General features: G+C 64.1%; 20 protein-coding genes and 1 tRNA gene. 8 read left to right on the plus strand and 13 right to left on the minus strand.

The window, feature by feature from the left end:
• Positions 1–37: 37 nt before the first annotated feature.
• Positions 38–1,723, minus strand: a complete 1,686-nt coding sequence (locus FHS69_RS12985; protein WP_166778042.1) for a class I adenylate-forming enzyme family protein — start codon at positions 1,721–1,723, stop codon at positions 38–40.
• 122 nt (positions 1,724–1,845) lie between these two features.
• On the opposite strand from FHS69_RS12985, the gene FHS69_RS12990 reads away from it, so the two are divergent.
• Genes FHS69_RS12990 through FHS69_RS13005 form a run of 4 tightly spaced genes read left to right on the plus strand, consistent with a single transcriptional unit; the run spans position 1,846 to position 5,303 of the window.
• Positions 1,846–2,853, plus strand: a complete 1,008-nt coding sequence (locus tag FHS69_RS12990; protein ID WP_166778043.1) for an NAD(P)H-dependent amine dehydrogenase family protein — start codon at positions 1,846–1,848, stop codon at positions 2,851–2,853.
• Positions 2,850–3,992 (plus strand): acetyl-CoA C-acyltransferase, encoded by a 1,143-nt coding sequence (locus tag FHS69_RS12995; RefSeq protein WP_166778044.1) that lies wholly within the window; start codon positions 2,850–2,852, stop codon positions 3,990–3,992. Before FHS69_RS12990 ends, FHS69_RS12995 begins: the two co-directional genes overlap by 4 nt.
• The gene (locus FHS69_RS13000) at positions 3,989–4,927 is read left to right on the plus strand and encodes an NAD(P)H-dependent flavin oxidoreductase (protein ID WP_341801793.1); all 939 of its coding nucleotides are present in this window, start codon (positions 3,989–3,991) and stop codon (positions 4,925–4,927) included. The genes FHS69_RS12995 and FHS69_RS13000 overlap by 4 nt, the downstream gene beginning before the upstream one ends.
• On the plus strand, positions 4,917–5,303 hold the full coding sequence (locus FHS69_RS13005; RefSeq protein WP_166778045.1) for a nuclear transport factor 2 family protein: 387 nt from the start codon (positions 4,917–4,919) through the stop codon (positions 5,301–5,303). The genes FHS69_RS13000 and FHS69_RS13005 overlap by 11 nt, the downstream gene beginning before the upstream one ends.
• Positions 5,304–5,384: 81 nt before the next feature.
• Here FHS69_RS13005 and FHS69_RS13010 read toward each other — a convergent pair whose 3' ends face one another.
• The 5 genes from FHS69_RS13010 to FHS69_RS13030 form a co-directional block, all read right to left on the minus strand.
• Positions 5,385–6,143 (minus strand): DUF1295 domain-containing protein, encoded by a 759-nt coding sequence (locus FHS69_RS13010; protein ID WP_341801794.1) that lies wholly within the window; start codon positions 6,141–6,143, stop codon positions 5,385–5,387.
• 54 nt (positions 6,144–6,197) lie between these two features.
• Complete coding sequence (locus tag FHS69_RS13015; protein WP_341801795.1) at positions 6,198–8,000, minus strand: AMP-binding protein; 1,803 nt, start codon at positions 7,998–8,000, stop codon at positions 6,198–6,200.
• Positions 7,997–8,422: a nuclear transport factor 2 family protein gene (locus FHS69_RS13020; RefSeq protein WP_166778047.1), complete on the minus strand. Its 426-nt coding sequence runs from the start codon at positions 8,420–8,422 to the stop codon at positions 7,997–7,999. Before FHS69_RS13020 ends, FHS69_RS13015 begins: the two co-directional genes overlap by 4 nt.
• Positions 8,423–8,496: 74 nt before the next feature.
• Complete coding sequence (locus FHS69_RS13025; RefSeq protein WP_166778048.1) at positions 8,497–9,726, minus strand: acetyl-CoA acetyltransferase; 1,230 nt, start codon at positions 9,724–9,726, stop codon at positions 8,497–8,499.
• A gap of 211 nt (positions 9,727–9,937) precedes the next feature.
• Positions 9,938–10,027 (minus strand) — tRNA-Ser (locus tag FHS69_RS13030).
• A gap of 161 nt (positions 10,028–10,188) precedes the next feature.
• Here FHS69_RS13030 and hspQ point away from each other — a divergent pair.
• Positions 10,189–10,569, plus strand: coding sequence for a heat shock protein HspQ (hspQ, locus tag FHS69_RS13035; protein WP_067468075.1), 381 nt, complete (start codon positions 10,189–10,191; stop codon positions 10,567–10,569).
• Positions 10,570–10,596: 27 nt separating this feature from the next.
• Here hspQ and FHS69_RS13040 read toward each other — a convergent pair whose 3' ends face one another.
• On the minus strand, positions 10,597–11,496 hold the full coding sequence (locus FHS69_RS13040) for an ABC transporter permease (RefSeq protein WP_166778049.1): 900 nt from the start codon (positions 11,494–11,496) through the stop codon (positions 10,597–10,599).
• A gap of 72 nt (positions 11,497–11,568) precedes the next feature.
• Here FHS69_RS13040 and FHS69_RS13045 point away from each other — a divergent pair, with 72 nt between their 5' ends.
• The 3 genes from FHS69_RS13045 to FHS69_RS13055 all read left to right on the plus strand — a co-directional run bounded on the left by FHS69_RS13045 (position 11,569) and on the right by FHS69_RS13055 (position 14,149).
• Complete coding sequence (locus FHS69_RS13045) at positions 11,569–12,255, plus strand: GcrA family cell cycle regulator (protein WP_166778050.1); 687 nt, start codon at positions 11,569–11,571, stop codon at positions 12,253–12,255.
• Between the two features lie 121 nt (positions 12,256–12,376).
• Complete coding sequence (locus FHS69_RS13050) at positions 12,377–13,561, plus strand: GGDEF domain-containing protein (RefSeq protein WP_166778051.1); 1,185 nt, start codon at positions 12,377–12,379, stop codon at positions 13,559–13,561.
• A gap of 66 nt (positions 13,562–13,627) precedes the next feature.
• A complete protein-coding gene (locus FHS69_RS13055; RefSeq protein ID WP_166778052.1) occupies positions 13,628–14,149 on the plus strand; it encodes a DUF1993 domain-containing protein in 522 nt (173 codons plus the stop codon).
• Here the strand turns inward: FHS69_RS13055 and FHS69_RS13060 are convergent.
• The 6 genes from FHS69_RS13060 to FHS69_RS13085 all read right to left on the minus strand — a co-directional run bounded on the left by FHS69_RS13060 (position 14,146) and on the right by FHS69_RS13085 (position 19,927).
• Positions 14,146–14,832: a spermidine synthase family protein gene (locus FHS69_RS13060; RefSeq protein WP_166778053.1), complete on the minus strand. Its 687-nt coding sequence runs from the start codon at positions 14,830–14,832 to the stop codon at positions 14,146–14,148. The genes FHS69_RS13055 and FHS69_RS13060 overlap by 4 nt on opposite strands.
• Before the next feature lie 67 nt (positions 14,833–14,899).
• Positions 14,900–17,176 (minus strand): polyribonucleotide nucleotidyltransferase, encoded by a 2,277-nt coding sequence (gene pnp, locus FHS69_RS13065; protein ID WP_166778054.1) that lies wholly within the window; start codon positions 17,174–17,176, stop codon positions 14,900–14,902.
• Between the two features lie 170 nt (positions 17,177–17,346).
• On the minus strand, positions 17,347–17,616 hold the full coding sequence (gene rpsO / locus FHS69_RS13070; protein ID WP_067468099.1) for a 30S ribosomal protein S15: 270 nt from the start codon (positions 17,614–17,616) through the stop codon (positions 17,347–17,349).
• Between the two features lie 5 nt (positions 17,617–17,621).
• Complete coding sequence (gene truB, locus FHS69_RS13075) at positions 17,622–18,635, minus strand: tRNA pseudouridine(55) synthase TruB (protein WP_166778142.1); 1,014 nt, start codon at positions 18,633–18,635, stop codon at positions 17,622–17,624.
• Positions 18,632–19,324: a site-2 protease family protein gene (locus tag FHS69_RS13080; RefSeq protein WP_166778055.1), complete on the minus strand. Its 693-nt coding sequence runs from the start codon at positions 19,322–19,324 to the stop codon at positions 18,632–18,634. The genes truB and FHS69_RS13080 overlap by 4 nt, the downstream gene beginning before the upstream one ends.
• 24 nt (positions 19,325–19,348) lie before the next feature.
• Positions 19,349–19,927 (minus strand): thymidine kinase, encoded by a 579-nt coding sequence (locus FHS69_RS13085; RefSeq protein WP_166778056.1) that lies wholly within the window; start codon positions 19,925–19,927, stop codon positions 19,349–19,351.
• Positions 19,928–20,025: the final 98 nt, after the last annotated feature.

Here is a 20,025-nt window from a genome sequence, read left to right on the forward strand (position 1 = left end):
TCCTGATAATCCCGGCCGGAGCGTCCGGCCGGGATTATCAGCCCGGCAGCTGGCCGATGACGGTTTCGCGCAATTCGTTGCGCATCACCTTGTTCATCGGATTGCGCGGCAGGCTTTCGACCAGCACCAGCATTTCAGGCCGCTTGTAGATCGCCACATCGCGCTCAGCGAGCCACTCGGTGACATCTTCCAGTTCCGGCGCACAGCCATCCTTTGCCACCAGCGCGACCGCGATGCGTTCGCCCAGCCGGTCATCGGGCACACCCACCGTGGCGGCTTCCACCGCCACCGGGAGCCCCGCCAGCAAATCGTCGATCTCGGCCGGGGAAATATTGATCCCGCCGCGGACGATGATTTCCTTCGATCGTCCGACGAAGCGATAGAAACGCTCGTCTTCCGCGATTTCGAACAGGTCTCCGGTGCGGAAATGGCCCTGCTCGTCGAACGCGGCCTTGGTCAGTTCCGGCGATTGCCAATAACCGCTGAAAATGCTCGCGCCGCCAAGGCGCAACTCGCCCGGTTTTCCGGGTTCGACGATCTCGGCACCGGTTTCGGGATCGACCAGCCTCGATGTCGAAACCTCGTGGCTTCGCGCACGCCATTGCTGGCCCGTTGCACCGAACCGCGGGAAAAAGCGTGCCCTGTTGCCATAGTCGGGAACGCTGTCCGCACTCGAGAACAGGCCCGCGCCCTCGTTCGAACCGAACACATTGGTGATCTCGATCCCGCGCTTCGCCCAGCCTTCTATCAGCCAAGGCGACAACGGTGCCGAGCCCGAAGAGACCGTGTGCAGCGTCGATATGTCCACGCCGTCGAGGATTTCGGGCTGTTTGAGCAAGGCGGTCAGCACGGCGGGCGGCGCGATCGTGTAGCTGACGTCCTCATTCTCGATCTGCTTCAGGAAGACGCCGAGATCGAACGGATGGTGCAGGACCAGCTTGGTAGCAAGCAGGAGCCAGGGCATCACCAGCCCCCCTATCGAGCCGATGTTCACCAGCGGGAAGGGATTGAGCAGGATATCGCCGTCGCGCGCGCCAGTGCCATCCGCCACGACTTCGCCATTGAGAATCCAGTGATTGTGATCGCGTGGCACGCCCTTGGGCCGCGACTCGGTTCCACTGGTCCAGCAGACCGTCAGCACCTCGCCGCCGGCCACCGGATTTGCGGCCGCGTGGCCCCATGTCCGCGCGGGTTCGGCGGTCGCCGCGCGTTCGTAAAGCCCGTCCGCCCCTTCGGCGAACAGCAACAGTTGGGGGCCGCCGGGCGTTGCTGCTATCGCACGGCCCTGCTCCGCATGGTCGAACCCGGCGAAGGCCGCGACCGTCACGAAGAAGCGTGGCGCAAGCTTGTCGACGATGAATTCCAGCTCATGCGCGCGATAGGGCATCGCGACCGGGGACAGCACGGCGCCCAGTCGTGCGCAGGCGAGGAAAAGCAGCACCGCGTCGATCGTATTGGGCAGTTGCGCAAGCACGATATCGTCCTTGCGCAAGCCTTCGGACAACAGAACGCTGGCTAGCCGGTCAACCCGCTCGTCCAGCGCTTCCCAAGTGAGCCTTTCGGGATCGCGGCCATCCAGCGATTTGCGGTTGAACGGATCCACCAGCGCTTCTGAGCTACCACCCTGCGAGACGGCCCGCTGGGTCAGGGCATCGACACTCTCGCCTCGCCACCAGTCGCGTTCCTCGAACTCTCGTACCCGATCTGCCGGGGTCAGGAACATGCGCGAATCCTCTCTGTTTTCAACTTTCATAAATATACTGACATATCCCGCACGATTGTCTAGGCATGGCTCGACTTGGGGAGAAATCGAACATGCGGGTAATCCAGTGGGCGACCGGATCTATGGGCCGCACGGCCCTGCGCAGGATCATCGACGCACGGGAACTGACGCTCGCCGGGACCTATGTTTACGGCAGCGGCAAAGCGGGGATTGACGCGGGAACGCTCGCCCGCCGCGCGGACACGGGGGTGCTGGCGACCGATGATCGCGCGGCCATCCTCGCGCTCGACGCCGATGTCGTGGTGCACTGTCCGCGCATAACGCTGCCCTACGATGCCTTGGTCGAAGACGTCGCCGCGCTGCTCGAATCCGGCAAGAACGTGGTTTCGATCGCCGGCTTCCACTGGCCCGACGCGCATGGGGACGAATATGCAAGCCGCCTTAGGGACGCGGCGCTGCGCGGGGGCGCGACGCTCGCCGGGGTGGGCGTGAACCCGGGATCGGTGGTCGAACGGATCGCGTTGGCAGCAACCGCGATGAGCCACGACCTCACCCGCCTCTCGGTCTTCGAGACCGTCGATGCCTCTGCCATGGAAAGCCCCGAATTCGTGTTCGGCCTCATGGGCCTCAACAGCGACCCGCAGGAAAGCGATATTCGTGAAGGGCCGCTGGGCGATCTTTATGGCGCGCTGTTTTCCGAGGTGCTTCATTTCTTCGCCGCCGAACTGGGCGGGACGGTCGAGCGCATCGTACCCGACCATCGGCTGACACTTGCCGAACACCCCATCGCGACCGCTGCTGGGACCATTGCGGTGGGCCGGGTTGCCGCGACCGAATGGCGCTGGACCGCGGTGACCGATCTCGGCCCCGAACTGCTGCTTTCGATCCTGTGGACCGCCGATCCCGCGTTGCACGGCGACGAACGGCAGGGGCACTGGACGATCCGCATCGACGGCCGTCCGAATATTCGAATGTCGCTCGACATCGAGGAACCCGACCCGGGCAAGCCACCCAGCCGCGCACTGACCGATGCGACGGTCGCGGTCGCGATCAACGCCATCCCCCACGTGGTTGCCGCACCGCCGGGACTGTTCGCATTTCACCCGCCGGCAGCATGGAGGCAAGCATGAGTGTATTTATCCGCGATGCGGTCCGCACCCCGCGCGGCAAGGCGCGGCCCGATGGCGGCCTCGCCGCGCTGCAACCACACGAACTGGTCACCGGGCTGGTCGACGGTCTCGAAGCCCGCGGGGCCGATCCGCGCAGCGTCGACCAGTTCACGCTGGGCGCGGTCGGGCAGATCGGCGAGCAGGGCGGCCACCCGGCCATGGTCGCGAAGATGTACGCCGGACTGGGCGACGGATGCGTGGTCCACTCGCTCAACAACTTCTGCGCCTCGGGTCTTTCGGCAATCGGGCTCGCCGCCAATGCGATCGCGGCAGGGCAGGCACGTGAAGCGCTCGCAGGCGGGGTCGAGATGATGAGCCGCGTGCCCTTCATGGCGGATCGCGCCGACTATTATACGGCTGCCGACCTCCCACCGCTGCGCCGCTATATTCCCGTAGGTCTGGCGGCCGATCTTCTAGCCGAAGACGAACGTGTTGCCCGCGAGGCCATGGACAGTGCCGCGGAACGTTCGCAGCGTTTGGCCGCCTCCGCAGAGGCGCATCCCTCCTTAAATGCCAGCCGGATCGCATTGAACGGGCTGGACCGCGACGAGGCCGTGCGCCCGACGACGATCGAGAAGCTCGCTGCGCTACCGCCCGCATTCGGCGAGTGGGGCCGCGAATATGCCGATGCGCTGCAACGCACCGCGGTGCATTCGCACACGGTCGCGCATGCACCGCCGATGGTCGATGGCGCTGCACTGGCCCTCTTGTCGAGCGATCCACACAATGCGCGCGCACGGATCGTGGGTTTTGCCGAAGCCGGAGGCGATCCGCGGGCATCGCTGACCGCAGGCTTCACTGCGATGGAAAAGGCACTCGAACGCGCAGGCCTAACGCTGTCCGACATGGACCGCATCGAATTCATGGAAGCTTTCGCGGTCACGATTGCCAAGTTCCTGCGTGATTACCCGGTCGATCCCGAACGGGTTAACGTGTCGGGTGGGCACCTCGCCAAGGGCCACCCGATGGGCGCTACCGGCGCAATCCTTACCTCGACCTTGCTCGACGTTCTCGACGCGGCACAGGGGCGTTACGGACTGGTCGTCAGTACCGGCGCACAGGGCGTGGGCGCGGCCATGGTGGTGGAGCGCCTCGCGTGAGCCGCGCCGACTTGCGCAAGCTGCGCCTCCCGGTGATGGCAGCGCCGATGTTCCTCGTCAGCGGTCCCGATATGGTGATCGCCGCCGCGCGCTCGGGGATCGCGGGTGCCTTCCCCACCCCCAATTGCCGCACCGCCGACGAGCTCGACCGCTGGATGGAGCAGATTGCGCAGGAAACGGCCGATGCGCCGGGCACCTGGGCGGCCAATCTGGTGACCCATTCATCGAACGCGCGACTGGCCGACGACCTCGCGCTGGTGGCCAAGCACAAGCCACCGATCGTCATCACCGCGCTTGGCAGCCCTGCCCCGGCGATCGACCTAGTCCACGATTACGGCGGCATCGTTCTCGCCGATGTGGTAGACGAAAGGCTCGGCCGCAAAGCCGCTGCTGCCGGCGCGGACGGCCTGGTGGCCGTGGCCAGCGGGGCCGGTGGTCATACCGGCTCGCTCTCGCCCTTCGCCTTCATATCCTCGCTACGGCAGTTCTTCGACGGGGTGATCTGCGTCGGCGGAGCGATTGCCGATGGTGCGGGCGTGGCCGGTGCCGTCGCGGCGGGAGCCGATCTCGTCTATCTCGGCACACGGTTCATCGCCGCCGAGGAAAGCCTCGCCGATCCTGCCTACAAGCAGATGGTGGTCGATGCGCGCGCGGCCGACCTCGTCGTCAGCGCGGCGATTACCGGCACACCCGCGAGCTGGCTGAAGGCCTCGCTTGCCAGCGCCGGGTACGATCCCGACGATCTCGGCAAGTCGGCCACGCGCGATTACGGCGGCGATCCCGCAAAGAAATGGCGCGATCTGTGGGCGGCCGGGCAAGGCCTGCATGCGGTCAGCGAAATCGCCCCGCTGGCCCGTATCGTAGACGAACTCGAAACGGGGTGGACAGCCGCGTGCCGCCGCCTTGCAGCATTTGGAGACAAGAATGACACCTAAGGAAATCGAACAGTTTGCCACCCATTTCGTCGACACCGTGCAGCGCGGCGATGCCGAAGCGATGCGCGCCTGCTACGCGACCGACGGCGTGATCTGGCACAACACCGACGGCAAGGAGCAGTCGGTCGACGAGAATATCGCCGTTCTCAAATGGTTCGTCGAAACGCTGCCTGACCGCACGTATACCGTGCAGCGCCGCGAAGTGATCCCCAACGGCTTCGTCCAGCAACATGTGCTCTCGGCGACGCTGCCCGATGGCAAGAAATGGGCAATGGATGCCTGCGTCGTCGTCACGATGGAAGGCGGCAAGATCAAGCGGCTCGACGAGTATCTCGACAGTGCCAAGGGAGCGCAGTTGCGCGAATTCGGACGCTGACCCGAACGCCTCGAAGGCGAAGCAAAACGCCCCGGCCGCGCTTGAGCGACCGGGGCGTTTTCTTTGGCTGCTGCAAGGCGGTCAGGCGCGTTTGTGGAACCACGGGACGAAGCCCGATGTGCGCGCGACATAATCCGCATAGCCCGGCTTGGTTCGCGTCATCTTGCCTTCGATGGTTGGCGCGCCAGACCACTTTGCCAGGGTCCAGGTCAGCAGCATCGGCCCGACGACACTCCACAGGCCGGTCGATGTTTCGGCGGCGACCAGCCAGATGCCCCACCATGCACAGGCATCACCGAAGTAATTGGGGTGACGGGTGTAGCGCCACAGCCCGCGATCCATCACTTGCCCCTGGTTCTCCGGATTGCGCTTGAACCGTACGAGCTGCAGGTCGCCGACCGTCTCGAACAACGTCCCGAACAGGCTGAGGCAAGCACCGGCTACGGCCAGCGCCCCAAGCGGCGGGGCTGCATCGACCTGTCCGAGCTGTGCGGGCAGGCAGACCACGAAGAGCAGCGGCGCCTGTGTTGCGAAGACCAGCAGCATGCTTGCCTTGGCAAAGGACCAGCCGCGCCGTTCCTGCGCCTTGCCCAGCATCGCGACATAGCGCCGATCGGACCCGTGATCGCGCCACCGCCAGAGCATGTAGCTGCCGAGCCGCACGCCCCAGATCGACGCGAGGACGAGGATCAGAAGCTTGCGGTCGGGATGGCCGGTGGCGAGCAGATAGCTGGTCACCGCCACTACCACCATGCCGAAGCCCCAGAAGCTGTCGACCGAAGTTACGTCTCGTGTTCGCAGGCAGATGGCCCACAGCGTCAGAAAGCACGTGACAAGCACGGCCGCATTAATTGCCAAAAGGCTCCAGACCGACATCGATTCCCCCGAAATGATTCAGATTGCCCGCACACTCGCGGGCGGTTCGTCGGCGAACAATGCGTCCACCTGTGATTTGCGGTTGTCGAGCACCGCACGCCGATTGATCGTCCCCTTGTCGGAGATTTCGTTGGCATCGGCGGTGGGAGGCGTCTCGAGCAGGGTCACGCGCCTGATCTTGGCGGATCCGCCTCGCTGACCCTCGTTGAATTCCGCCAGCTTGGCAGCGATCGCGTCGAGCGAGGTACCGGGCTTCGGCCATGCGAGGAGACCGAGAAACGGAGCACCATCATCCGCAAGGACGATCTCCGCCAGTTCTTCGTTCAGCGCCTTGAGCAATTTGTCGCGCATCTGGCCGCCATAGACCCAGGTGCCGTTCGACAGCTTGAACTCCTCCGCCATGCGCCCGGCGAAGGCAAGGCCTTGCGCGGGATCGTCGCGATCGTGGAACACCACCAGATCGCCCGTGCGATAATACCCTTCCTCGTCGAAGGCGGCGGCGGTCTTCTCGGGCTCGTCCAGATAGCCCTGCATCAGCATCGGCCCGCGCAACCGCGCTTCGTAGCGTTCGCCGGTCGGCACCAGTTTCATTTCGACCCCGGGCCCCGGCAGGCCGATCCCGACCTTGTCGGTTTCGAAATGGATGGCGCAGCACCCCGATACGGTCTCGGTCATGCCATAGCCCGTCGTCATATGAATGCGGTGGCCCGTTGCCGCGACCGCGTGTTGCTGCAGCCGATCGTAGACGTGCTGCGGCAAACCTGCCCCGCCATAGAGCATCAGGCGCATGTCCCTGAAGAATGTGTCGCGCAATTGCGGGTCGCCCTCCATCGCCTCGACCAGCATCGCATAGCCCAGCGGAACGTTGTTGAAATAGGGCACGCTCTTGTCGCGCAGATTGGCGATGCTTTTCTCGAACAGGCCCGGCGCCGGCTTGCCCGCATCGATATGCAGCGTGCCGCCGAGGATAAAGCCAGCCCGCAGCACGCTGGCACCCGCTGCGTGGTGCCAAGGCAACCAATCGAGCATGATGTCGTCCCAGCCCGCTGCGCGGCCGATCAGTCCGACGCCTTGCGCCGTGTTCGCGGCGAGCGCGTCGAGCGACTGGACCACCACCTTGGGCAACCCGGTCGAGCCGGAAGTCATCATATATTGCGCGGGTACCGAGGGATCGATGTCCTCGATCGCCTGGTCGACTGCGGGGGTAGTCTCGGTAGCGAAGAGCGTGTCGAGCGCGGTCGCGTCACCCCCGAACACTTCCGGCTCTTGCGCAATGATCGCGACATCGCCGCCGACAGCCTCGAGGGCAGCGGCATAGGGTTTCAGCGAATCGCAATAGATCGCCGCTGGATCGACCTTGGCGAAAACATGGTTCAACCGGGCATGATCGCCACCCGCGAGGCCGTAGGCAGGGCTGACAGGGCACAGGATCGTGCCGGTCGCAAAGGCAGCATAGCTGAGTGCTGCGACTGCAATGCTGTTCTCCGCCATTACAACCAGCACCGATCCGCGCGGCAGATTGTCGAGCATCCATTGCGCAGCCGAGCGAACATGGGAGGCCATGTCGGAAAAGGAAGCATAGTTCCATTCGCCATCGGCACCACGTTCGGCCAGCGCGGGCGCGTCCTGCAATTTCGCCGCCGTGGCAAGAAACGCTCGCGCCAGATTGCCGTCGATCATGTCCAGTTTCTGGCGTGTCTTCAGCCGGATAACCCCGGCCTCATCCTCAGATATATCGAGGTCGACGGGGAGGAATTCGGCGTGGCGGAAGGGCGCATCGCGCCAGTTCGCGGGTGCCGCGATGATATCGTCCCGGGTCACTGCGCGGGCCGCCCGACCAGTTCGCGGACATGTTCTGGCCAGCCTTCCCCGGCCTTCTGACGATCGATCGTTCCCCGGTCGACATAGTCGCGCCAGCCGCTGATCTTGTCGCCGCGGAACTCGATCACGCCCGCATAGGGGGCTGCGATGTCGATTCCGTCGAGGCTGGTATAGTCATCCACCCCTTCAACGAACAGGCGGTCGGCGGTTTCCGAATGGTGGAAGATGCGCCAACGCACTTCGCTGATATTGGCACCGAAGGCTTCGATGAAGGCGCGGGCTTCGGCCTTGCCGCGGGCAGGCGGTGCGATCGCGGCGGCGTAGTGCCAGACCACGTCGTCGGTCATTGCGCCGAGCACGGCCTTGATATCCTTGCGTTTCCAGGCATCGATAACCGACTGGAATTGCTGCATGCGTGTCATGGGGCGGCTCCTTGCAAGTGCCGGAAGGGGAACGGAAAGTAGTGCGAGAGCGGCAAGAAGACCGCGGCGCGCGATCATGCGGCTTGCGCGTTTTCGACCACGAAGCTCGCTGTGGTCGTGGTCGAACCGCCGATGTTGAGCGTCTGGACGCGTTTGGCCCCCTCGACCTGGTAATCGCCAGCGGTGCCCGTGACCTGCTTGTGCGCGTCGAGCAGCATGCGCACCCCGGTCGCGCCGACCGGGTGCCCGAGCCCGATAAGACCGCCCGAGGCGTTGATCGGCAGGCGCCCGCCGATCTCGATGACGCCTTCCTCGATCGCCTTCCAGCTTTCACCGGGCGCGGTCAGGCCAAGGTGGTCGATCGCCATATATTCGGTCATCGCGAAACAATCGTGGGTTTCGATCGCGTCGATCTGTGCAAGATCGATCCCCGCACGCTCGCGCGCCTCCAGTATGGCGCGCCGGACTTGCGGAAAAACATAGGTCTCGTCCGCGCTGGCCTTGAGCTTCGAACGATAGGAAAGCGGTGCCGAACGGTGTCCCCAGCCAGCGATCCGCGACAGGCTTTCGACCGAGCGCCCCTGCTTGCGCGCCCATTCGGCCGCCCACTCATCGGAGGCGAGGAAGATCACCGCCGCACCATCGGTTACCTGCCCGCAATCCATCTTGCGCGTGCGTCCCTCCACGACAGGGTTCGCCTCGTCGCAGGCGGTGAAGCTCTTGTCGGTGAACTGCCAGCCGCGTGTCTGCGCGTTGGGATTGCGCCGGCCATTGGCGAAATTGACCTGCGAAATCTGCATCAGATGCGCATAGTCCAGCCCGTATCGCTTCTCGTATTCCTCGGCGAGATCGCTGAACGCGCGCGGCCAGGGGAACACCGCGTCCTGCAGTTCGTGCCCTTGCCAGATCGCCGCGCCCAGGTTCTCCGCGGCCTGCTGTCCGGGGACATTGCGCATCAGTTCGATGCCCAGCACGCAGGCGGTGTCGTAACGCCCGGCCTCGATCTCGGCAGAGGCAGCGAGAACCGCCATCGAGCCGCTGGCGCAAGCTGCCTCGTGACGCGAGGTCGGCAGGCCGTCGAGTTCGGGGTGAACCTGCGCGAACAGTCCGCCAAGCAGGCCTTGCTTGGCGAACATATCGGCGACGAAATTGCCCACATGTCCGGTCTGGATATCGGAAGGCTCGAGCCCGGTTTCTTCCAGCCCGCGCGCCAGCGCCTCGGCGAAGCCGTCGGCAATCTCATTGCCTTCCCTCGCCCAATTACGCGAAAAATCGCTCTGCCAGCCGCCGATAATCGTGACCATGAACCTCATCCTCTCCTGTTGGACAAAGGCTAGGTTCGATTATGAAAGTTGTCGAGTCCTTTTATGCAACGCATGACAAAAGCGGAGACGCCGCGCGGTCTTCCGCGCGACAAGGGTCGAACATACCCATGCCGCCATTCAGGCAAAACGCGAATGGTCCCGCCCACTGCCTACGCATGTCAGGTGGATCAAAAGTCTGAGGAAAGGCCCGTGGCGGAGAGGGTGGGATTCGAACCCACGATACGGTTGCCCGTATACCGCATTTCGAGTGCGGCGCATTCGACCTCTCTGCCACCTCTCCGCATTGTCGGGTGCGCTTGCGGGCCTGGGGCCCCGGTCGAAGCGAGCGCGCCGATTAGCCGAGCGCCTGCAGCTTGCCAAGCCCCTTTTCGAGAGAATTCGGGGGATCGATCCCGCGCGGCCATTGTAAGCGCGCGCGCAGCCACCATATCATCGCTACTCATGGAACGAGCACAATATTTCTCCGCCCAGGCCGGTCGCACCATCGATGTCCCCCGCCGCGTGAAAAGCCGCTTCGCCATTGGCGATGTGGTGAAACACCGCGTGTTCGATTTTCGCGGCGTGATCTTCGATATCGACCCCGTTTTCGCCAATAGCGACGAATGGTACGAGGCGATCCCAGAAGACATCCGGCCCGATCGCAATCAACCGTTCTACCACCTGCTCGCCGAGAGCGAGGACAGCGACTACGTTGCCTATGTCAGCCAGCAGAACCTGATCGGCGATTCGATTTCGGGCCCGGTTTCGCACCCGGACGTGCACCAGTATTTCGAGCAGTTCGAGAACGGGCGCTACCGGATGCGGCAGAGCCTGACGCACTGATGGCGCCCGCTTTGCGGCGTGCAGGGCTCAGTTCTTGATCTTCCAGCCCGACTTCAGCAGCCGATAGGTACCCAGCGCCAGCAGCGCATTGAGTGCGAGCAGACCAAGTGCTGCCATCGCGACGGCGCCGGCATCGCCGATATCGCTGCGCCCAAGGAAACCGTAGCGAAAGCCGGAGATCACGTAGAAGAACGGATTGGCGCGGCTCACCGCCTGGAATGCGGGCGCCAGCCGGTCGATCACGTAGAAGGTGCCGGATAACATCGCCAGCGGGGCAATCACGAAATTGGTCACCGCGGCATTGTGGTCGAATTTCTCCGCCCAGATCGAGGCGAGCAGGCCTAGCAGCGAGAGCATCACCGCGCCCATCAGCCCGAACCACAGCACTGCCCAGGGATGCGCCATGGCCAGGCTGACGCCGGGATAGAGCATCATCGCACCCGCCACCACGAAGCCCACCGCGATCGCACGCGTGATGGCCGCCCCCAGAAGGCCCGCCATCAGCTCGCCCTCGGACAGGGGTGGCATCAGCAAATCGATGATGGTGCCCTGGATCTTTCCGGACAGCAGCGAGAAGGAGGAATTGGCGAAGGCATTCTGCATCATCGCCATGGCGATCAACCCGGGTGCGACGAAGGTCGGGAAGCCGACTCCGAGCACTTCGCGCCCGCCACGCCCCAGCGCGACCGAGAAGATGACCAGAAAAAGCAGCGTAGTGATCGCTGGGGCCCAGATTGTCTGCGTCTGGACCTTGAGAAACCGGCGGACCTCCTTCATATAGAGGCTCCACAGGCCGATCCCGTTGACACCGCGGATCACCGGTTGCCCTCGCGGCGGAAACCGGCCCTCCCCTCCGGTATTATCCTCCACGAAGGAGGCGTCCGGGAAATCGCTTTCCGGCGATACGGGCGGGGCTTGTTCGACCATGAGGGCGCGACTAGGCCCAAGCGTCACGGCATGCAAGCCGCGGCGTCGAGACACGAAATACAGGACTGCGCAATGAGCTGGACCGACGAACGGATCGCAACGCTTAAGAAGATGTGGGAAGGCGGCTCGACTGCCAGCCAGATCGCCGATGAACTCGGCGGGGTGAGCCGCAATGCGGTGATCGGCAAGGCGCATCGCCTCGGCCTCAAGTCGCGCCCCTCGCCGGTCAAGGCAAATGAAAAGAAAAAGGCCGCACCGGCCAAGCCGAAGCCGGCGCCCAAGCCCGCAGCGAAGAAGGCCGCGCCCAAGCCGGCTGCGCCCAAGCCCGCTGCACCGGCTGCGCCTGTGCAGCCGACAACGCCACCCGCATCGCGCCAGGATGCATCGCCTTCGCAGCCGATGCCGAACAAGAATTCGGACCTGCCCAAAATCGTTTCGGTCGGTCCCGGCGGCTTCCTGCGCCAGGGCCCTGGCGACCAGCAGGCACCAATCCCGCCCGCGCCGCCGCGCCGCCTTGTTCCGGCCAAGCCCAGTCCCGAGATCGCCGACAAGACCAGCTTGCTCGACCTGTCGGACAAGGTCTGCCGCTGGCCGATGGGCCATCCCGGCGAGCCCGACTTCCATTTCTGCGGTGAAGCCGTGAATCCCGGTTTCCCTTACTGCGTCGAACATTGCGGCCGGGCCTATCAGGCCCAGCTTCCGCGTGGCGCGCGCCGTCCCCCTCCGCCGCTTCCGTTCGGCGGACCGCGGGTACGCTAACCCGATCACTCGGGTCGCTTCTCGCCTGACCCCCAACGGGTAGGCGCACATTCGCATATGCAAGACGGCTTCCACCGACAGGTGGGAGCCTGTTTTGGTGCAAGCCGTTGGGAGGCAGGCAATGGATTGGGGGAGCGTCGGGCTCGGCGCGTTCTTGGGGATCGCGCTGACCGTTGGGTTGCTGGCTCTGGCGGTTTATCCGCTGGTGCGACGCAGCTTCCTGCTTTGGGCGGCATTTCGAGCGCTTTGTTTTGCGATCATGAGCATCGCCTTGTTTCCCATAGCATTGCCCGGTTCGGTACCGGCGGGCGACTTCAGGGTCGATATCGGGGAGATCGCACTGTCGCTCGCGATCGGCAGCACGGGGCCGTTTCTCGGCGCCTATATCGAAAACCAGCCGCGCTTTGCGCGAGTCCGCTACTGGCTGGGTACGCTCTTCATCGTCGGGGTGGTCGGGGCAATCGCCACGGCACTGGCACCACTTTGGTCTGGCTTCGACCTTGTCCATGACCTGCTGCTGCTTGCGATGATCTTCGGCATGACGGCCGGTCTCACGATAGCGGTCCGGTCCGGCAGCCGTTTCGCGCAATATCAGGCGGTCGGATACGCGCCATTGATCATCCTCGGCCTGCTCGTGCTCAGCTACGAACTGAGTACCGGTGCGCCCGTACCGTATTGGCCTGTGGCCGCACTGTTGGCCGTGCTGGTCGATTTCATCGTCACCTCCGGCGGGGTGATCAATGGTTATATAACGGTCAAACGCGAACGCGACGCCGCCTGGGCTGATGTCAGCGAAGCGCGTATTGCGGTTGCCACCGATCCGCTCACTGATATCGCCAACCGGAGAGGCCTCGCACTGCGCTTCCGTGATCCAGCCTTCGGGCGACCAACCGCGCTGGCGGTCATCGACTGCGACAATTTCAAGCGGATCAACGACATGTTCGGCCACGACACCGGTGACGAGGTTCTCATCGCGGTTGCCGAGGGCCTGAAGCAGGAGAACGTATTCCCCGCAAGGCAGGGCGGAGAAGAGTTCGTCGTGCTGATCTATGGCGAGGACTATCAGAGAATGGCAGAGACCGTGCGCCGGCAAATTACCCTGTCGGTGCTCGAGAAGGTCCCCGAGGTCCCCTTCCCCGTAACCGCGAGTGCGGGGCTTACCGAAGTGCGGCCGAACGACACGCTCGACAGCGCGGTCAAGCGCGGGGACGAGGCGCTGTACGCCGCCAAGGATGCGGGCCGGGACGTGCTGCTGACGTGGCAGGACGGCCAGCACCGGCAACCCCGCATTCTTCGCGGCGTCTGATCCGATCGGGACTGGCATCAAGCGCGATCTAGCCTATGGTCGCGCGCAAATCAGGAGAGGAAACCCATGCCGTTATCGCTTCACGCCGCCTATGTCCCCAGCGCCCTTCAGATGCTGGGCACCGCGCGCCACCTCGTCGATACCGCCGAAAAGTGGTGCGCCGAGAACGACTGCGGACACGATGAATTCATCGGCGCGCGCATCTTCGACGACATGCTTCCCTGGGCCTACCAGGTCAAATGCGTCGCCGAGCACACCCAGGGTTCGATCGAAGGTGTCCGAGCCGGACTTTACACGCCCGACCTCAATCCGCCGCCGATGACGTTCGATGCCCTGCGCCACAAGCTCGCGACGGCAGTCGCTACGCTCGAAGCGCTGACCGAAGAGGACATGGAAGCCTTCATCGGCCAGCCGATGCGGTTCGAATTCAAGGACCGGGGCATGGATTTCACCGCAGAGGAATTCCTGCTGAGCTTCAGCCAGCCGAACTTCTATTTCCACTGCTCCACAGCCTACAATATCCTGCGAATGAAGGGCGTCCCCGTCGGCAAGATGGATTTCATGGGCCGCATCCGTATCAAGCGTTAGGCTGAACGCTTTCGGGCGAACCAGATCGTGTGGCGCGGCCCCTTGTTGTTGGGTCGCGCCCGCACTTCGCGCACTTCGACATCGAAGCCGCTTTCCTTCAGCCGCATGGTGAACTTGTGGTCGGGCGCCGCCGACCATACCGCCAGAATTCCGCCCGGCCGCAGCGCGTCGCGCGCCTTGCCGAGACCGGTCTTTGAATAGATGCGGAAATTGGCATCGCGCACAATGCCGTCAGGCCCGTTGTCGACATCGAGCAGAATAGCATCGTACTTGGCGGTGGTGCCGTCATTGGCATCGTCGATCAGCGCCGCAACGTCGCAGATCACCACCTCGCCGCGCGGATCGGACAGGCAATCGCCGGTCAGATGCGCCAGCGGCCCTGCCGCCCATTCGAGGATGTCGGGCACGATCTCGGCCACGGTCACCGAGCCGCCTTCGGGCAGTTGCTCAAGCGCGGCGCGATAGGTGAAGCCCATGCCGTAGCCGCCGATCAGCACGCGCGGTTTGCGGGTATCGAGCTCCGCCAGCGTCAGCACGGCGAGCTGTTCTTCGGAGAACTGCATGCGCGTGCCCATCAGCTCGTCGCGGCCGAGCATGATAATGAAGTCGCGGCCGTGGCTGACCAGCGTCAGGGTTTCCCCGTCGGGGACCTCGGCGGTGGCAAGCGTTTCGCGGGGTAGCATCGTTAAATCTCCATAGCAAAGGGGGCCGCGGGCGGACCCGCGACCCCCTGTAATGCCTAGCGAAGGATCAGTCCTTCAGGAAGTCGGGCACGTGGGCTTCACCGCCCCCGTCCTTGTTCCCGCCGCCATCACGGTCGCGGCGCGGGCCACCCCGGCCACCGCGACGATCGCCGCCACGGCCACCACCGCCGCCACGCGGGCCACGGTCACCGCGCGGTTCGCGCGCGGGACGGGTGTCTTCCAGCTCTTCGCCCGTTTCCTGGTCGACCACGCGCATCGACAGGCGGACCTTGCCGCGCTGGTCGATCTCGAGGACCTTGACCTTCACTTCCTGGCCTTCCGACACGACGTCGGTCGGCTTCTCGACGCGCTCGTTCTTCATTTCGCTGACATGGACGAGACCGTCCTTGCCGCCCATGAAGTTCACGAAGGCACCGAAGTCGACGATGTTGACGACCTTGCCATTGTAGATCTTGCCGACTTCCGCCTCTTCGACGATGCCTTCGATCCACTTGCGTGCGGCTTCGATCTCGTCGGCGTTGGAGGAGCTGATCTTGATCACGCCCTCGTCGTCGATGTCGACCTTGGCACCGGTTTCGGCGACGATCTCGCGGATCACCTTGCCGCCCGTACCGATCACGTCTCGGATCTTCGACTTGTCGATCTGCATGGTCTCGATGCGCGGAGCGTGCTTGGACACGCCCGTACGAGCGGTCGACAGCGCCTTGTTCATTTCGCCGAGGATGTGCGCGCGGCCAGCCTTTGCCTGCTCCAGCGCGGTCTTCATGATTTCCTGCGTGATGCCGGCAACCTTGATGTCCATCTGCAGCGACGTGATGCCGCTTTCCGAACCGGCGACCTTGAAGTCCATGTCGCCAAGGTGATCTTCGTCACCGAGGATGTCCGACAGGACCGCGAACTCGTCGCCTTCGAGGATCAGGCCCATGGCGATGCCCGAGACCGGACGCTCGATCGGAACGCCTGCGTCCATCATTGACAGACAGCCACCGCAGACGGTCGCCATCGAGGACGAGCCGTTGGACTCGGTGATGTCCGACAGGATGCGGATGGTGTAGGGGAAATCTTCATGCGCGGGCAGCACCGGGTGCAGCGCGCGCCATGCGAGCTTGCCGTGACCGGTTTCGCGGCGGCTGGTGAAGCCGAAACGACCCACTTCGCCGACCGAATAGGGCGGGAAGTTGTAGTGCAGCATGAAGTGATTGTACGACAGGCCTTCGAGACCGTCGATCATCTGCTCGGCATCCTTCGTGCCCAGCGTGGTGGTGCAGATTGCCTGCGTTTCACCGCGCGTGAACAGCGCCGAACCGTGGGTCCGCGGCAGCAGGCCGACCATCGCCTCGATTGGGCGAACCTGGTCGAGCTTGCGGCCGTCGATACGCTGGCCGTCCTTGATGATGGCGCCGCGCACGATTTCCGCCTCGAGCTTCTTGACCGCCTTGTTGGCGACCATCTGCGTCTGCGGTTCTTCCTCGGCGAAAGCTTCCTTCGCCTTGTCGCGGGCCGCGCTCAGCGCGTCCGAACGGGCCGACTTGTCGGTCAGCTTGTAGGCTGCGGCGATGTCGTCGCCGACGATGCCACGCAGCTTTTCCTTGATCGCCGAAGTGTCGTCCGAAGTGTCGATTTCCCACGGATCCTTGGCGGCCTGTTCGGCCAGGTCGACGATCGCGCCGATGACCTTGCGGCTTTCCTCATGCGCGAACATGACGGCGCCGAGCATTTCCTCTTCGGTCAGCTCCTTGGCTTCGGATTCGACCATCATCACCGCGTCCTGCGTGGCAGCGACGACGAGGTCGAGGCGACCATCTTCGCCGAGCGCATCTTCGAGGCTCGGGTTGAGGACGTATTCGCCGTTCTTGAAACCGACGCGCGCGGCGCCGATCGGGCCCATGAAAGGCACGCCCGAAATGGTCAGCGCGGCCGAAGCGGCGATCATCGCAACGATATCGGGCTCGGTCTCGCCGTCATACGAGAGCACCTGCGCGATGACGTTGATTTCGTTGTAGAAGCCCTCGGGGAAGAGCGGCCGCACCGGGCGGTCGATCAGGCGCGAGGTCAGCGTTTCCTTCTCCGTGGCGCGGCCTTCGCGCTTGAAGAAGCCACCCGGGATACGACCCGCGGCGGAGAATTTTTCCTGGTAGTGCACGGTGAGCGGGAAGAAGTCCTGCCCTTCGCGGACACTCTTGGCAGCGGTGACTGCGCACAGCACCACGGTTTCGCCATAGGTGGCGAGGACCGCGCCGTCGGCCTGACGGGCGATGCGGCCGGTTTCCAGAGTGAGGGTCTTTCCGCCCCACTCCAGCGATACGGTTTTCGTGTCGAACATGTATTTTCCTTTTGACCCGCGAGCCACATTGCATCGCGGGGCCTACTGATGCCGGGGATACCGTCCCGGTCCGGTCCGAGGCTCTTCGCCTCCAATTCCCGACCCCGTGCCGAATTGCATGGTGGCCGGATAAACAAAGGGGCGGCCTGAGCCACCCCTTCGAGAAACTCTTATTTGCGAAGACCCAGCTTCTGGATCAGCGCGTTGTACCGCTCGACATCTGTCTTCTTGAGATAGGCGAGCAGGTTGCGACGCTTGTTGACCATCATGAGCAGGCCGCGACGCGAGTGGTTGTCCTTGTGGTTGGACTTGAAGTGCTCGGTCAGGTTGCGGATGCGCTCGGTCAGGATGGCGACCTGGACTTCGGGCGAACCGGTGTCGCCCTTGGCCTGCGCGTTGTCCTTGATGATCTCAGCTTTCTTTTCGGCGGTAACCGACATGTATTCTACTCCGCGACATCCGGGATATTGAACCCCCGCACGACCTTGGCCGTACCTCCGCTGAGTTCCATCAAGGCCACGGGCACGTCGTGCAGCGTGGCAAGGTGGAGCCCGTCGGCCCATTCTGCTTGAACGGGGGGCAGTTCCGACAGTACCCGGCCCTGGCGGACCGCCTGCGCGCTGTCGGGATCGAGGGGAAGGACCGGGATGTCGTCCAGTCCCGCCTCAAGCGGCAGGAGAAGGTTTTCGATGGGCGCGCCCTTAGCGATTTCCTCCAGCTTGTCCAGCGAAATCGCCTGTTCCTCGAGGAACGGCCCGGCCTTGATACGCCGCAGATAGGTGACATGGCCGACCGTGCCTAGCGCATGCGCGATATCCCTTGCCAACGAACGGATATACGTACCCTTGGAGACATGCGCGACGAGCGTGACGCTGTCGGCGAGCTCCAGCGGCGCTTGCGGATCGTAGGGATCCGGCCGCCCGGCAGTGGTGGCGAAGGCGGACCGCAATTCCGCATCCTCGCGCCCACCCGCAATTTCGAGCGAATGGATCGTCACCGCGCGCGTCTTCATCTCGACCGCTTCGCCCGCGCGCGCGCGATCGTAAGCCCGTTTCCCGTCGATCTTGACCGCCGAATAGGCCGGCGGGACCTGTTCGATCGGCCCGGTGAAATGGTCGAGCACGCCGGCAATCGCCGCCATCGGCGGACGACGATCGCTGCGCTCGACGATTTCGCCTTCGGTATCGAGCGTGTCGGTCTGCTCGCCGAACTGGATGGTGAAGGCGTAGATCTTGTCGCTATCCAGCATGCGCCCGGCCAGCTTGGTCGCTTCGCCCAGCGCGATCGGCAGCACGCCTTCGGCGAGCGGATCGAGCGTGCCGCCATGCCCGACCTTGGTCTTGGCATGGCCGCCCTGCCGCAGCACGCGCTTGACCGCCGACACCGCCTGCGTCGAACCGAGCCCACGCGGCTTGTCGAGGATCAGCCACCCGTGCGGTGCGGCCTTTTTCTCGCTCATCCCGCGATCCCCCGTGCGATCCATTCGGCGATCGCGAAATAGCGTTCCTGCAGCCACAGGACCGGTGGCAAGACCGTATTCTCGATCAGGCCGCTGTCGGGAAAGGCCCATGTCGCCGCGATCAGCACGATAAAGAACAGCAAGCCCAGCGACTGGAGCTTCTGCCAGTTGCCCGCCCATTCGCGCGGCAGCAGGCCGCCAACAATGTGCGACCCGTCGAAAGGCGGTATCGGCAGGAGATTGAACAGCGCGAGAAAGACGTTGATCAGGATGAACATGCTGCCCGCGGTTATCAGCCATTCGGGCGGCATCCCGCCACCGGCGACGATCGCTCCCGATATCGCGCCGAACAGCAACGCGCCCACCAGTGCGAGCACCAGGTTCGTGCCCGGACCTGCAGCGGCCACGGCGACCATGCCGAAGCGTGGATCGCGCAGCCGGTCTCCGCGCACGGGAACCGGCTTCGCCCAACCGAAAATCGGCCCGCCGAACAGCGCGAGAGCGCCCGGCACCAGCAGCGTGCCGACGGGATCGACATGGCGGATGGGGTTGAGCGAGAGACGACGCTGCTCTTTCGCGGTCGGATCGCCAAGCGCGAGCGCGGTCCAGCCATGCGCCACCTCGTGGAACACGATAGCGACGATCAGGCACGGTATCAGGATCGCGGCGAGAAGAAGCGTTTCGGTCATGCAGGCTAGATAGGGAGCGCGGCCTCAGCCCGCCAGCGCTTCGCAAAAGTGCTTGCGGCACATGGCGACATAGCGGTCGTTCCCGCCGATCTCGGTCTGTGCGCCTTCGCGCACCGCCCTGCCCTGTGCATCGACGCGCAGGTTCATCGTCGCCTTGCGGCCGCAATCGCAGACCGCCTTCAGTTCGACCAGCGCATCGGCAATGCCGAGCAACGCGGCCGAACCAGGAAAGAGCGCGCCCTGGAAATCGGTGCGCAAGCCATAGCAGAGCACCGGAATACCCGCATCATCAGCCAGCCGCGCGCATTGCCAGACCTGCGCTTTGGTCAGGAACTGCGCTTCGTCGACCAGCACGCAGGCGATCGGTTGCTCACCATGGTCCGCAAGAACACGGCTCTCGATATCGGTATCGGCCTCGTAGCGATGCGCATCGCTGGACAGGCCGATCCGGCTCGAGATCGCGCCGAAGCCGGGACGATTGTCGAGCGCAGCGGTCCACAACGACACGCGCATGCCGCGTTCGCCGTAATTGAATGCGGTTTGCAGCAATGTGCTGCTCTTGCCTGCATTCATGCTGGCGAAGTAGAAATAGAGCTTGGCCATGCACTGGCCCTAGCCCCCGGCGGCGTGACTGTTAAGAATGGCGTCATATGCGATCGGGGATGATCGCTTCGACGAACGATTATAAGATACCAGGGAAC

It is taken from the genome of Qipengyuania flava (assembly GCF_011762005.1).
Classification (GTDB): domain Bacteria; phylum Pseudomonadota; class Alphaproteobacteria; order Sphingomonadales; family Sphingomonadaceae; genus Qipengyuania; species Qipengyuania flava.

What these genes read in the sequence shown, in the direction of transcription:
- FHS69_RS12985 (WP_166778042.1), bottom strand. Translation starts at nt 1,723, where the DNA reads ATGTTCCTGACCCCGGCAGATCGGGTACGAGAGTTCGAGGAACGCGAC.
- FHS69_RS12990 (WP_166778043.1), top strand. Translation starts at nt 1,846, where the DNA reads ATGGGCCGCACGGCCCTGCGCAGGATCATCGACGCACGGGAACTGACG.
- FHS69_RS12995 (WP_166778044.1), top strand. Translation starts at nt 2,850, where the DNA reads ATGAGTGTATTTATCCGCGATGCGGTCCGCACCCCGCGCGGCAAGGCG.
- FHS69_RS13005 (WP_166778045.1), top strand. Translation starts at nt 4,917, where the DNA reads ATGACACCTAAGGAAATCGAACAGTTTGCCACCCATTTCGTCGACACC.
- FHS69_RS13020 (WP_166778047.1), bottom strand. Translation starts at nt 8,422, where the DNA reads ATGACACGCATGCAGCAATTCCAGTCGGTTATCGATGCCTGGAAACGC.
- FHS69_RS13025 (WP_166778048.1), bottom strand. Translation starts at nt 9,726, where the DNA reads ATGGTCACGATTATCGGCGGCTGGCAGAGCGATTTTTCGCGTAATTGG.
- hspQ (WP_067468075.1), top strand. Translation starts at nt 10,189, where the DNA reads ATGGAACGAGCACAATATTTCTCCGCCCAGGCCGGTCGCACCATCGAT.
- FHS69_RS13040 (WP_166778049.1), bottom strand. Translation starts at nt 11,496, where the DNA reads ATGGTCGAACAAGCCCCGCCCGTATCGCCGGAAAGCGATTTCCCGGAC.
- FHS69_RS13045 (WP_166778050.1), top strand. Translation starts at nt 11,569, where the DNA reads ATGAGCTGGACCGACGAACGGATCGCAACGCTTAAGAAGATGTGGGAA.
- FHS69_RS13050 (WP_166778051.1), top strand. Translation starts at nt 12,377, where the DNA reads ATGGATTGGGGGAGCGTCGGGCTCGGCGCGTTCTTGGGGATCGCGCTG.
- FHS69_RS13055 (WP_166778052.1), top strand. Translation starts at nt 13,628, where the DNA reads ATGCCGTTATCGCTTCACGCCGCCTATGTCCCCAGCGCCCTTCAGATG.
- FHS69_RS13060 (WP_166778053.1), bottom strand. Translation starts at nt 14,832, where the DNA reads ATGCTACCCCGCGAAACGCTTGCCACCGCCGAGGTCCCCGACGGGGAA.
- pnp (WP_166778054.1), bottom strand. Translation starts at nt 17,176, where the DNA reads ATGTTCGACACGAAAACCGTATCGCTGGAGTGGGGCGGAAAGACCCTC.
- rpsO (WP_067468099.1), bottom strand. Translation starts at nt 17,616, where the DNA reads ATGTCGGTTACCGCCGAAAAGAAAGCTGAGATCATCAAGGACAACGCG.
- truB (WP_166778142.1), bottom strand. Translation starts at nt 18,635, where the DNA reads ATGAGCGAGAAAAAGGCCGCACCGCACGGGTGGCTGATCCTCGACAAG.
- FHS69_RS13080 (WP_166778055.1), bottom strand. Translation starts at nt 19,324, where the DNA reads ATGACCGAAACGCTTCTTCTCGCCGCGATCCTGATACCGTGCCTGATC.
- FHS69_RS13085 (WP_166778056.1), bottom strand. Translation starts at nt 19,927, where the DNA reads ATGGCCAAGCTCTATTTCTACTTCGCCAGCATGAATGCAGGCAAGAGC.